Origin of the sequence: Nostoc sp. DedQUE02, from assembly GCF_034531035.1 — a bacterium.
Classification (GTDB): Bacteria; Cyanobacteriota; Cyanobacteriia; order Cyanobacteriales; family Nostocaceae; genus Nostoc.
In genome coordinates this window covers 10,960-24,485 of sequence record NZ_JAVRBY020000062.1, presented here as the reverse complement: position 1 = coordinate 24,485, position 13,526 = coordinate 10,960, and the positions used below count along the sequence as shown (strand labels likewise).

At 42.8% G+C, this 13,526-nt stretch carries 7 protein-coding genes and 1 pseudogene; 5 read left to right on the top strand and 3 right to left on the bottom strand.

Annotated features, from left to right (window positions below; translation table 11 throughout):
* Together RMX98_RS29885 and RMX98_RS29880 are read right to left on the bottom strand one after the other, a co-directional pair.
* On the bottom strand, positions 1–543 hold the full coding sequence (locus RMX98_RS29885) for a DoxX family protein (RefSeq protein WP_322679985.1): 543 nt from the start codon (positions 541–543) through the stop codon (positions 1–3).
* Complete coding sequence (locus RMX98_RS29880; protein ID WP_322679986.1) at positions 540–1,511, bottom strand: SMP-30/gluconolactonase/LRE family protein; 972 nt, start codon at positions 1,509–1,511, stop codon at positions 540–542. Before RMX98_RS29880 ends, RMX98_RS29885 begins: the two co-directional genes overlap by 4 nt.
* A gap of 741 nt (positions 1,512–2,252) precedes the next feature.
* On the opposite strand from RMX98_RS29880, the gene RMX98_RS29875 reads away from it, so the two are divergent.
* Positions 2,253–3,857: a GMC family oxidoreductase gene (locus tag RMX98_RS29875; protein WP_322679987.1), complete on the top strand. Its 1,605-nt coding sequence runs from the start codon at positions 2,253–2,255 to the stop codon at positions 3,855–3,857.
* A 5-nt stretch (positions 3,858–3,862) separates the two neighbouring features.
* On the top strand, positions 3,863–4,243 hold the full coding sequence (locus RMX98_RS29870; protein ID WP_322679988.1) for a hypothetical protein: 381 nt from the start codon (positions 3,863–3,865) through the stop codon (positions 4,241–4,243).
* On the opposite strand, the gene RMX98_RS29865 is transcribed toward RMX98_RS29870, so the two are convergent.
* Positions 4,208–4,378 carry a YetF domain-containing protein gene (locus RMX98_RS29865; RefSeq protein WP_409881738.1) on the bottom strand — a complete coding sequence of 57 codons (171 nt, stop codon included), beginning with the start codon at positions 4,376–4,378 and terminating at the stop codon, positions 4,208–4,210. The two genes, RMX98_RS29870 and RMX98_RS29865, sit on opposite strands and share 36 nt — an antisense overlap.
* A 39-nt stretch (positions 4,379–4,417) precedes the next feature.
* Between RMX98_RS29865 and rppA the strand changes: the two genes are divergently transcribed.
* From rppA to RMX98_RS29850, 3 genes and pseudogenes are all read left to right on the top strand, one after another.
* Positions 4,418–5,149, top strand: coding sequence for a two-component system response regulator RppA (gene rppA, locus RMX98_RS29860; protein ID WP_322679990.1), 732 nt, complete (start codon positions 4,418–4,420; stop codon positions 5,147–5,149).
* Between the two features lie 321 nt (positions 5,150–5,470).
* The gene (gene rppB, locus RMX98_RS29855; RefSeq protein ID WP_322679989.1) at positions 5,471–6,799 is read left to right on the top strand and encodes a two-component system sensor histidine kinase RppB; all 1,329 of its coding nucleotides are present in this window, start codon (positions 5,471–5,473) and stop codon (positions 6,797–6,799) included.
* Between the two features lie 494 nt (positions 6,800–7,293).
* A pseudogene (locus RMX98_RS29850) lies at positions 7,294–13,342 on the top strand (HAMP domain-containing protein).
* Positions 13,343–13,526 lie beyond the last annotated feature (184 nt).

The window sequence follows — 13,526 nt, the reverse complement described above, 5'->3', positions numbered from 1 at the left end:
TTATCGTCCAAAAATCAAAGTATCCAGCGAATAAGCACCAGGGCCTAAAACTGCGATCGCAATTAGCATAACGCAATACATAAAAGCCTTTTCCCAACTTGGTGGTTCACCTTGTCCTAAAGCGCCCTGATACTGTTCTTGAGGAATTAAGTATGGATCTTGAGCGACAAAAGGTTTACTTCCAGAGATGTGCAAATATATCGCAAAAATCATTGAGCAGAGAATGGGCAAAGTTGCTAAGAGTGTGAGGAATCCAATAATCAGAAAAATTCCGCCACCTAACATTGATGCAGCTGATAAAAAGCAAAGAAAGATAGGCATTTTTAGAGACTCAGCCCACCGTCGAAGATGCGTTATCTTTGGATAGCCGTGTAGTATGAATAACGCACCAGTGCTAACTCTGAGAAGTAAAAGTGCTAATCCTGGAAATCCGTCAGGATACACCGGAGAAAGTGAACTTAACAAGTGTGGACTTAGCTGTGGGAAATTAAATGCAGCTAGGAAAAAAGCGATCGCTACACCCAACCCAAATTTATAAATCATTGTTGTACACCACGGGTATTAAGATCGATAGCATATAAAGAATGACCTGCTGTGATAAATAGGCGATCGCTTTCTTTACCACCGAAAGTCAGGTTAGCTGATGTCTCCGGTACAAAAATTTTTCCTAAGCGAGTTCCATCGGGGGCGTATATCTGCACGCTATCTTGAGAACTAGTAAAAACATTGCCGTGTTCATCAACCCGGAGTCCATCGGGTTGTCCTGGCTCAATGACTGCAAATACACGCCCATTAGTTACATAATGATGTTTACCACGGTCACTGAGCGCAGCCATTCGCGGAGCGTCTCGTAGAGAAGTGCCGGCTACGCCTACGCCCACAACCTCGTAGACACGAATATGATGAGGCCCCCCAGGAATATTAAACGCAGCCGTATCTGAAACATACAACAGGCTTTCATCTGGACTGAAAGCCAACCCATTAGGGCGCACCATATCTGTTACTACAGGATAAATCTCACCTGTTGCCGGATCGAAGCGATACACGTAACTTCCGGGTTGTTCCTGTTCGCCGCCGTAACCTTGGTTTGGCTCGGTGATACCATAAGGCGGATCGGTGAACCAAATTGTGCCGTCGCTTTTGACTACCAAATCATTTGGACTGTTGAGGCGTTTACCTTGGTAGCGATCGACTAAAACCTTCCATTCACCATTGTCTTCGCGGCGGATGATAGCACGCAAACCAGATGAACACGCAACTAGACGACCCTCCAAGTCGCGGTAATTACCACTTTGATAATCAGATGGATCACGTAAGACACTCACATCATCAGTAGGACTCCAACGCAACAGGCGATTGCCGTGAGCATCACTCCATACAACGCTATCATCTTCGTGGAAGTAAACAGGCCCTTCGCTATGGACTGCACCGTTAGCTAGCTTTTGGAGTGAAGCATCTGGAGATACCATAGCACGCAGGCGATCGTCATAAATCTCAATGACTTCAGGCATAGAAATCTCCTGTTATTTAACTTGGCTACTGATGAGAAATAGCAGGTTTATTAAATTAATAACTAAAATTATGTAAGCATGTACTTAAAACGGTGTAATCAACTGAATGTATAAGTTATAGCTATTTTTATAAATTAATAAATACAAAATTAAAGTCAATTAGTATAAAGTTAATTCTTAGTTCATTGATTTCAATTAATATTAAACCGAAGCTCATATATTGTGGTAAAAGACTCCTTGTTATTCAAAAGCAAAAACATTTAAAGATTAAAAAGTCATTGATGGAATTCAATTAATATTATATTCATAAAAAACACTCAAATAAATTTTACTATAACTTACGCAAAAAGTGCTAGAAACCTTAATTTATCGTTCGCGTAGCATGCCGGAGGCATACCGCCAAGAACGCCATCTTTACGAGAGGCTTCCGCCAACGCGTAGCGTCTCGTAGAGAAGAATTGTAGAGTTTGCGTAAGTCCTATTTACTTGTGAAATTAATATCTAATTCACATAATAAAAATAAAAAATGAAATCAAAATGAAATATTAATCTATCTTTAGGTAGAAATAATTGTTAACCCATTAGAGAGAAGCAATATTGTACTTAAAGCTTTAGTCTAAGCTTAAGAATCTGTCTTTAGAGCTATTTATTTTTAATAAAACTTCTAAATAAACTGCCAAATTACTTTGTCGCATCAAACAAATCAAACCGTAATTAATATGAAATTACGAATTATAAATTATGGCTAGCATCACAGAACATTACGACATCATTATTATCGGTACAGGAGCCGGTGGAGGTACATTAGCTCACCGCCTTGCACCCACTGGTAAAAAAATTCTAGTGCTGGAAAGAGGCGACTTTTTACCAAGAGAAAAAGCTAATTGGAATCCGCAGGAAGTTTATCAAAAACATCGTTACCATACAGATGAAGAATGGTATGACAAAAAAGGTAAAGCCTTTAAACCACAGACAGGCTACTGGGTTGGTGGTAATACCAAACTCTACGGTGCAGCTTTGATTCGTTTACGAGAGCGAGATTTTGAAAAGGTAATTCACAAAGGAGGAATTTCCCCAGAATGGCCTTTAAAATATCAAGACTTTGAGCCATACTACACCCAAGCAGAAAAGCTGTATGACGTACATGGCAAAGAAGGAGAAGACCCAACCGAACCACCTCGTAGCGAACCATATCCCTATCCGCCAGTGAGTCATGAGCCGGATATGCAGTCTCTTGCTGATGGTATCCGCGAACTGGGTTATTACCCATTTCATCTACCAATAGGATTAAAACTCAATGAAAGCGATATCTCCGATGGGCTACGCCAACGCCTAAATAGTCCCTGCATTCGCTGTGATACCTTTGACGGATACCCTTGTCTCGTACATGCAAAAGCTGATGCTGATATCAACGCCATTCGTCCTACCCGCGAAATGTATGCTAATTTGACTCTTTTAACTAATGCCAAAGTCTTACGGCTGCATACCAGCGAGTCAGGACGAGAAGTTACGAGTGTAGAAACTGAAATTGCTGGAGAAAAACATTGGTTTGCAAGTGATATTGTAGTTGTTGCTTGTGGCTCTATTAACTCGGCTGTCTTGCTATTAAAGTCTGCTAACGATAAACATCCTAATGGATTGGCAAACAGTTCCGATCAGGTAGGGCGGAATTTTATGAAACAGTTAGAAACCGCGATCGTTTCCATACATCTAGAGGTGAATCGAGCTAACTTTCAAAAAACGATCGCCGTCAACGATTTTTACTGGGGAGAGCCAGATTTTCCTTATCCGATGGGGATGGTGCAGAATACAGGTAATGTCCTAGCAGATATGATTCCCGCAGAAGCGCCGCCACTTATGGCTCCCTTTATCAAATTAATCCCTAATTATGAGCGACATTTGCTTGCTGAACGTTCGGTGGGTTGGTGGTTGCAAACTGAAGATTTACCAGACCCCAATAATCGGATTCGTTTGGTGGGTGAGAAGATTCATATTGACTATACCCTCAACAATACCGAAGCAGGCGATCGCTTAATCCATCGTTGGACATCTGTATTAAAGTCAATCCCTGGTTCCGCTAAACACGTCTTACCATTTAGTATTTATCCCCGCACTCATCTACCAGAACAAGCAGTTGCTCATCAATGTGGTAGTTGTCGATTTGGTACAGATCCCACAACCTCAGTCCTTGATGTCAATTGTCGTACCCATGATGTCGATAATCTTTATGTTGTAGATAGTAGTTTTTTCCCTTCAAATTCCGGCGCTAACCCAACGCTCACAATTATGGCGAATGCGTTGCGGGTTGGCGATCTCATCGCTGAACGCTTGAAATCAAAAGGATAAACATTATGACAAACGATGAACAGCAAATTAAACAACAAGACCAACCACATATTCAATCTCAACAAATTGGCTCAGATGCAACAGATTCTCATCCCATAGCTGCAAGTTTAGGTGCTGTGGGAGGTGGCGTAGCCGGAGCCGCACTTGGTCACTCAATTGGTGGTAAAGTAGGTGCTGCGATCGCTGGGGTTGCAGGAGCGATCGCTGGTGGTGTTGCAGGGAATCAACTAGCAGGGTATACCGAAGAATTCATCGAAGAACTCCAGCCAACAATTGGATTGGGATTAGGAGCAGATCACAAACCAATTGAACTACCTAGTCACTATAGTTGGCAAGAACTACAAGCACTCTCAAAACCCCAAGGTGAAAAAATACAAGCTACATAATAAAGATGCAATCAAATTAGATTGACTGACATGGGCTTTTTTCAGGTTATTTGATTGGATTTTGCCATCTTGAATTAGAATTAGCGAGTTACCAGTGATGATTTGACGGTCACTGCGGGAGCGATCGTTAATCAAAGCAAACAATTAAAGAAGGCTTTTAGCACTGGGTTGACTATGCGACTTCTATTAGTTGAAGATGAAGCAGATTTAGGTGCAGCAATTAAACAAGTTCTGAGCCATGAGGCGTATGTAGTTGACTGGTTCTTAGATGGTACTCAAGCATGGCAGTATTTAGAAACAGGCTGGACTGAGTACACACTGGCGATTTTTGATTGGATGCTGCCAGGAGTTTCGGGAGTAGAGTTGTGTAAATGGTTGCGATCGCGCCAATTAACTCTACCTGTGTTGATGCTAACTGCTAAAGACAGAATGGAAGAAAAAATTATTGGTCTAGATAGCGGTGCAGATGATTATTTAATTAAACCCTTTGATATGGCAGAGTTACTAGCAAGATTGCGGGCATTACAAAGGCGAGCCTCTTACATAGGAACAACACTGACACCTCAAATCCAACCCCGGCGCTTACAAGTAGGTTGCCTAATGCTCAATTACAGCACTCATGAACTTACTCGTCAGTATGCTCATGGAGAAAAGCAAGCATTCTCTTTAACTGCCAAGGAATTTCAATTATTGGAATATTTCATGAGGCATCCTAACCAAATTATCAGCCGCGACCAAATTATTAATCAGCTTTGGGAAATTGGTGCAGAACCAGTTAGCAACGTAGTAGCAGCACAAATTCGCTTATTGAGACGCAAATTGGGCGAAGAAGATAGCGAATCTTTGATTGAAACTATTTATGGTGTGGGCTATCGTCTAAACATTCATGCTACTGATTTTTGCTAACTTAGCGACACTTTAAGCAAGGTCTATAAATATGAGTTTTTCGATTATTTTTATGGAAAACCTGGCTCAAAATCATTGAAAACCTTATCGTATAAGCATTTCATTTAAAACAAAAGTATAATTCTAGGACTTACGCACTGAAGCCTGAAACCCTGATTCCCCCTAGCCCCCCTTAAAAAGGGGGGAAAGTCTAAAGCCCCCTTTTTAAAGGGGTTGGGGGATCTGAGTGCGTAAGTTCTAAATTCTTTATAACCCTTGCCCCGTAAGGGTTTTGCTATAATCAATCCTCAATCACCATAAAAGGGACGAAAGAGCCGAAATATGGAACGCAATCCAATTTTTCAGCAGACTCGATTGCGGCTAGCAGCTTGGTATAGCCTTGTAATGGGCGGTATTTTAGGGCTATCTGGTTTGGGCATTTATAGTGTTGTTGCTCACGCCTATTATGAAACCATAGATCAGGGATTGCAATCAGTAGCAAACGCAATTCATAAAAGTATCGAACCTGCTTGGCAGCAACCCGGACAATTAGAACGCCTTGCTAAAGAATTTTCTTTAGAATTATGTGTAGCTAAAACAAACTGTTTGCCTAAAACAGTGGTCATTAAACAATCAATAGCAGAGTCAACTAACCCAGTTAATTACTATATACGCCTATTGGATCGTTCGGAAAAACTGTTTGCAAGTACAGGTATACAAATTAATAAATTACCGATTACCTCACTATCACAGCATTGGCAAATTATCACAGATTCTTCTGGCACTCGATACCGTCAAATCACTTTACCTTTGTATACTCAAAACCAGCTTTCGGGTTATCTACAAGTGGCGAGAAGCCTCACTGATTTAGACCAACACGTTGCTTATTTAAGACTAACTTTGGTGTTGGGGTTGCCAATTTCAATGATTTTCGTTGGTTTGTCAAGTTGGTGGTTGTCAGGAAGAGCAATGCAACCAATGTATCGTTCTTACCAACAAATGCAACAATTTACTGCTGATGCTGCTCATGAGTTTCGCACGCCATTAGCAGCAATGTATTCTACGATTGAAGCTGCAATCAAGTTACAGGAAGAACCAAAATCAAGTAATGGAATTTTGGATGTTCTCAAACGCCAAAATCGTCGTCTATCGCAATTGGTTGGAGATTTGTTGCTGTTGACAAGGATAGACCAAAAAGAACTAATAGAAAAATATCACCCTTGCTGTTTGAATGATTTAATTAGCGACTTAATTGAGGAACTAGCATTTTTGGCAGTTGAAACTCAGGTAAATCTCTCCAAACAAATGCAAGTTTCAGAAAAACTATACGTTATGGGAAATGAAGAACAGCTTTATCGCTTAATTTCAAACTTAATTATCAATGCAATTCAAGCAACACCTAGCGAGGGAAAAGTCACAGTTGTTTTGGAAAATAGCGATCGCTACGCCATTATCAAAATTCAAGATACAGGAATTGGCATTGCGCTAGAACATCAACAACGAATTTTTGATCGTTTTTACCGAGTTGATAGCGTTCGCTCTCGCACTTCTGGCGGTTCAGGATTGGGATTAGCGATCGCAATCGCGATCGTCCAGGCACACAAAGGCAGTATTCACGTTCAAAGTCAGCCAGGCTTAGGGAGTACATTTACAGTTAGACTTCCTCTATAAGCGAGATTTATGGGTTTTGTTTGTGTAGACGCGGTTTCTAACCAATACTGCTCGGGTTTTGGATTTTTAACTCGGAGTTGGGTTTGGGGAAAAGGTTACTGGGTTTAGGTTAAAGGTTTTTTCTTTCCCCTTTTCCCCTTAACAGTCTGAAACGACCTATTTTCGTGAATTCATACCATGATTAATTTGTACAGTGCGTAAGCCCTAGTTAATTGTCATCGTGTGTTCTACTGTGCGATCGCTTACTCGCCCAAGTTAGGCATCGCCGAGGATGCTGCATAACAGAGTCTAACTAGCTATCATTAGCTAAGTGGTATGCCAGATACATCAATGGCAATACCATTTAGTTAGCAGTCTTTCTCAACTGCTTACACTCGCACCCATAAAAATTAGTTTGATCCACTTTCTATTCCCTGCTCTCTATTTTGATAACCAAGATACGGGGTGCAAAAAATACAAAAAATTCTTCAAGGATTAAGATTAAGGATAAGGCTATGGCAACCGAACAGTTAACTAGAGAAAGTGACAATCTAGATTTAAATCAGCTACTAAGAACGCTGAATGCTGTTAAACAGGGTGACTTTTCTGCTCGGATGCCTATAGACCATACTGGTGTGGCAGGGAAAATAGCTGATACGCTCAATGATATTATTGACCAAAATGAGCGGATGGCGGCGGAGCTACAGCGAATTGGTAACGTTGTCGGCAAAGAAGGCAAAATTGCCGATCGCGCCTCTCTTGGAGATGTTCGCGGATCATGGTCAGATTGTGTTACTTCTGTCAATACTCTGATTACAGATTTAGTTCAACCAACGGCTGAAACTACGCGAGTAATTCGGTCGGTCGCCAATGGTGACTTATCCCAAACGATCGCTACAGAAATTGATGGCCGACCCCTGCAAGGTGAGTTTCTTCAAACTGCGAATATCGTCAACACGATGGTAGAAAGGCTTGGTTCCTTTGCCAGTGAAGTAACCAGGGTTGCCCGTGAGGTGGGAACTGAAGGGAAGTTGGGTGTTCAAGCCGAAGTCCAAGGTGTGGCTGGCACTTGGAAAGATTTGACTGATAACGTTAACTTGATGGCGGGTAATCTCACCGGACAAGTTCGCAACATTGCCGAAGTTGCCACTGCGATCGCCAATGGTGACTTATCGAAAAAAATCACTGTCAATGTCAAAGGCGAAATTCTAGAACTAAAAAACACCGTCAACACGATGGTGGATCAGCTTAATTCTTTTGCATCGGAAGTAACGCGAGTTGCCCGTGAAGTGGGAACTGAAGGGAAGTTGGGCGTACAAGCCGAAGTTAAAGGAGTGGCAGGAACTTGGAAGGATTTGACTGATAACGTTAATTTGATGGCAGGTAATTTAACTGCCCAAGTCCGTAACATTGCAGAAGTAACAACGGCGGTAGCGAATGGCGACCTTTCCAAGAAAATTACTGTTGATGTCAAAGGCGAAATTTTAGAGTTGAAAAACACCGTCAACATCATGGTGGATCAACTGAATTCCTTTGCAAGTGAAGTTACTAGAGTTGCGCGTGAGGTTGGTGCAGAAGGAAAATTAGGCGGTCAAGCAGAAGTTCGCGGGGTAGCGGGTACGTGGAAAGACCTTACCGATAGTGTGAATTTCATGGCGGGAAGCTTGACGGCACAAGTGCGGAATATTGCAGAAGTGACTACTGCTGTGGCGAATGGCGATTTATCTAAGAAAATCACTGTGGATGTCAAAGGTGAAATTCTAGAGTTGAAAAATACCATCAATACAATGGTGGATCAGCTCAATTCCTTTGCATCGGAAGTAACAAGAGTTGCCCGTGAAGTGGGAACTGAAGGGAAGTTAGGCGTACAAGCAGAAGTCCGGGGAGTTGCAGGTACTTGGAAAGATTTAACTGACAACGTTAACTTAATGGCGGGTAATCTCACCGGACAGGTGCGAAATATTGCCGAAGTTGCCACTGCGATCGCAAATGGTGATCTATCTAAAAAAATCACCGTTGATGTCAGAGGTGAAATTTTTGAACTGAAAAATACTATCAATATAATGGTAGATCAACTCAGTTCCTTTGCAAGTGAAGTAACAAGGGTTGCCCGTGAAGTGGGCAGTGAAGGTAAACTGGGTGTGCAAGCCGATGTGCGCGGTGTAGCTGGAACTTGGAAAGATTTAACCGATAGCGTAAACTTCATGGCGGGAAGTTTAACCGCACAGGTGCGGAATATTGCCGAAGTAACGACGGCGGTTGCAACAGGCGACTTATCCAAAAAAATCACCGTCGATGTCAAAGGTGAAATTCTAGAACTCAAAAACACCATTAACACAATGGTGGATCAGCTTAATTCCTTTGCAAGTGAAGTAACAAGGGTTGCCCGTGAGGTGGGAAGCGAAGGTAAACTGGGCGTACAAGCAGAAGTGCGCGGCGTGGCGGGTACGTGGAAAGATTTAACCGACAGCGTGAACTTCATGGCGGGAAGTTTAACGGCACAGGTGCGAAACATTGCCGCCGTTACCACAGCTGTAGCTAATGGCGACTTATCTAAGAAAATCTCCGTTGATGTCAAAGGTGAAATTTTAGAGTTGAAAAACACCGTTAACACAATGGTTGATCAACTTAATTCTTTTGCATCGGAAGTAACGCGGGTTGCCCGTGAGGTGGGAACTGAAGGTAAATTAGGTGTACAAGCAGAAGTTAAAGGTGTAGCCGGCACTTGGAAAGATTTAACCGACAGCGTAAACTTCATGGCAGGAAGTTTAACGGCACAAGTGCGGAACATTGCCGAAGTTACGACAGCCGTTGCAAACGGCGACTTATCCAAGAAAATCACTGTTGATGTTAAAGGTGAAATTCAAGAGCTTAAAAACACCATTAATACAATGGTGGATCAGCTAAATTCTTTTGCATCAGAAGTAACAAGGGTTGCCCGTGAGGTGGGAACTGAAGGTAAATTAGGCGTGCAAGCTTACGTCAGAGGCGTAGCTGGAACTTGGAAAGATTTAACAGACAATGTTAACTCGATGGCGGGGAACCTCACTGGACAAGTTCGCAACATCGCAGAAGTTACGAAAGCGGTAGCGAATGGCGACTTATCTAAGAAAATTACCGTCGATGCCAGAGGTGAAATTTTGGACTTGAAGAACACTACCAATACAATGGTGGATCAACTCAGTTCCTTTGCCAGTGAAGTAACGCGGGTGGCGCGGGAAGTGGGAACTGAAGGGAAGTTGGGCGGACAAGCGCAAGTCCAAGGTGTTGCAGGAACTTGGAAAGATTTAACAGATAATGTTAACTCGATGGCGGGGAACTTAACGGCACAAGTGCGCGGTATTGCCAGAGTTGTAACAGCAGTTGCTAACGGTGACTTGAAACGGAAACTGATGTTAGATGCTAAGGGAGAAATTGAAACCTTAGCAGAGACAATCAACGAGATGATTGATACTCTAGCGACATTTGCCAATCAGGTAACTACAGTAGCGCGGGAAGTGGGAATCGAAGGAAAGTTAGGCGGACAAGCGAGAGTACCTGGGGCGGCGGGAACTTGGAAAGATTTGACGGATAATGTAAATGAATTGGCTGCTACACTGACAACTCAATTAAGAGCGATCGCCGAAGTTGCGACAGCTGTAACAAAGGGTGATTTAACTCGTTCAATTGCCGTCGAAGCACTAGGGGAAGTAGCGATACTCAAAGACAACATCAACCAGATGATTGCTAATCTGCGCGAGACAACGCAGAAAAATACTGAGCAAGATTGGTTGAAAACTAACCTCGCCAAGTTTACCCGAATGTTGCAAGGTCAGAGAGACTTAGAAACCGTATCTAAACTAATTCTCTCAGAACTAGCACCCTTAGTAGGAGCGCAACACGGCGTATTCTTCCTGATGGAGTCTGGGGAAAATGTGCCGTATTTGAAATTAATTAGTAGCTACGCTTACCGCGAACGCAGACATTTGGCTAACCGTTTCCACTTGGGTGAAGGTTTAGTAGGACAATGCGCTTTAGAAAAAGAGCGAATTCTTTTAACAGATGTACCAAGCGATTATGTCAGAATTGCCTCTGGTTTAGGAGAAGCGACTCCACTTAATGCTGTGGTGTTACCTGTACTATTTGAAGGACAGGTGACAGCAGTGATTGAATTAGCATCCTTCCGCCGCTTTAGCGAAATTCATCTGACATTCTTTGACCAACTTACCGAAAGTATTGCGATCGTCCTCAACACGATCGCCGCATCGATGCGAACTGAAGAATTACTCAAACAGTCCCAATCTTTAGCTGAAGAACTCCAAACCCAGCAAAGCGAACTCCGCGAAACCAACAAGCGTCTAGAACAACAAGCCCAATCACTCAAAACCTCTGAAGATTTACTCAAAGGACAGCAAGAGGAACTGCAACAAACCAACGCCGAATTAGAAGAAAAAGCCGAGTTATTGGCAATGCAAAAGAAAGAAGTCGAGCGCAAAAACCGAGAAATTGAACAAGCAAGACTTTCTTTAGAAGACAAGGCTGAACAACTCGCTCTCTCCTCAAAATATAAATCAGAATTTCTCGCCAATATGTCCCATGAACTGCGGACACCGCTAAATAGCTTGTTGATTTTGGCGAAATTGTTAACAGATAATATCGATCGCAACCTCACCGCCAAGCAAGTCGAATACAGCCAGACAATTTACTCAGCCGGTACTGATTTGTTGGCGTTAATCAATGACATTCTGGATCTCGCTAAAATTGAATCGGGAACAATGTCCATTGATATGACCCAAATGCCATTAGCAGAGTTGGGTGAGCAAATTGAGCGTACCTTCCGGCAAATTGCTCAAAGTAAAGGACTTACTTTCGCAATTGAATTTACTCCCGACTTGCCAAACAGCATCTATACAGATGTCAAACGCATACAACAGGTGTTGAAAAATCTGCTATCCAACGCTTTTAAATTTACAGAGCATGGGGAGGTACGCTTACAAATTGCGGTAGCCAAGCTAGGGTGGAGCAACGACAACGAAACCTTAAATCATGCCCAGCTTGTGATTGCTTTCTCAGTCAGCGATACAGGCATTGGCATTGCCCCCGAAAAACAGAAAGTGATTTTTGAAGCATTTCAACAAGCCGATGGCTCTACCAGTCGGAGATACGGCGGCACTGGATTGGGCTTATCAATTAGCCGCGAAATCGCCCGTCTTTTTGGCGGCGAAATTAAACTAATCAGTCAACCCGGTGAAGGTAGCACCTTTACATTCTATCTACCACAATTCAGTGCTGAGTTACGAGTGCTGAGTCCTGAGTCTAGATCGACACTTCCCACTCCCTACTCCCCACTCCTCACTCCCCACTCAGCACTCAGCACTCATAAATGACGATCGCACTACTATAGAAAGAGGCGATCGCGTTTTACTAATTGTCGAAGATGACGTTAATTTTGCGCGTATCCTTCTAGATATGGCGCAACAACAAGGATTCAAGGTGATCGCTGCTCAAACTGGTAGTACAGGTTTGATGCTAGCGCAGCAATTTCTCCCTTCAGCTATTTTGCTAGATATTCGGTTGCCAGAAATGGATGGTTGGACGGTATTGGATCGTCTCAAACATGACCCAAATACCAGGCACATTCCCGTCCATATCATGACCGTTGAGGAAGGAAAACAGCGCGGTTTACAACTAGGTGCGATCGCATATCTCCAAAAGCCCTTAACCAGCGAGACAATATCCGAGGCTTTAACCAAAATTAAAGGTTTTGTTGAGCGCCAAGTAAAAAATTTATTGGTAGTCGAGGATGATGATACTCAACGGCTGAGTATTGTTGAGTTGATTGGCAACAGTGATGTTTCGACAACTGCTGTGGCTACTGGTACAGCAGCTCTAGAAGCGATTCGCACCCAGCATTTTGATTGCCTTGTTCTCGATTTAGGGCTACCCGATATGACCGGGTTTGAACTGATCGAGCAGATAAAGCTTCTACCTAACGGTAAAACTTTACCAATTATTGTCTACACAGGTAGAGAAATTAGCAAAACTCAAGAAACAGAACTTAGACGAATTGCCGAAACAATCATCATTAAAGATGTGCGATCGCCCGAACGTCTCCTCGATGAAACAGCATTATTTTTACATCGAGTCCAAGCAAATTTACCAGCACCTAAGCGACAAATACTCGAACAACTGCATTCACAAGACTACTTACTCACTGGCAAAAAAGCGCTAATTGTAGACGACGATATGCGTAATATCTTCGCCCTTACCAGTATGCTGGAGCTTTATCAAATCCAGGTTTTATATGCTGAAAATGGCAGAGAAGGGATTACCTTGTTAGAAAATACACCAGATATTGATGTGGTTTTGATGGATGTAATGATGCCAGAAATGGATGGTTATGAAACAACACGCAGAATCCGCCAAAACGAGCAATTTAAATCTTTGCCGATTATTGCACTGACCGCTAAAGCCATGCAAGGCGATCGCGAGAAGTGTATTGAAGCAGGTGCATCAGACTACATCACCAAACCCGTAGATACTGAACAATTGCTGTCACTATTGCGTGTTTGGCTATACCGTTAACGCGATCTGGGAAACCTCTCAATATGGCTTGGATAAGCAGGGGAGGAAAAAGAGTTATTAAGTAATTTCTCTCCCCCTGTTCGCCTCAACAGATAACTTTATTAACCAAGCAGTATTAGGGCTGTGCTTTGTCTCCCCTCCCAAAAGCGGGGAGGGGTTGGGGGTGGGGTTCTTTTATTATGGG

Coding starts and splice junctions, on each gene's coding strand:
- RMX98_RS29885 (WP_322679985.1), bottom strand. CDS start 543: ATGATTTATAAATTTGGGTTGGGTGTAGCGATCGCTTTTTTCCTAGCT.
- RMX98_RS29880 (WP_322679986.1), bottom strand. CDS start 1,511: ATGCCTGAAGTCATTGAGATTTATGACGATCGCCTGCGTGCTATGGTA.
- RMX98_RS29875 (WP_322679987.1), top strand. CDS start 2,253: ATGGCTAGCATCACAGAACATTACGACATCATTATTATCGGTACAGGA.
- RMX98_RS29870 (WP_322679988.1), top strand. CDS start 3,863: ATGACAAACGATGAACAGCAAATTAAACAACAAGACCAACCACATATT.
- rppA (WP_322679990.1), top strand. CDS start 4,418: ATGCGACTTCTATTAGTTGAAGATGAAGCAGATTTAGGTGCAGCAATT.
- rppB (WP_322679989.1), top strand. CDS start 5,471: ATGGAACGCAATCCAATTTTTCAGCAGACTCGATTGCGGCTAGCAGCT.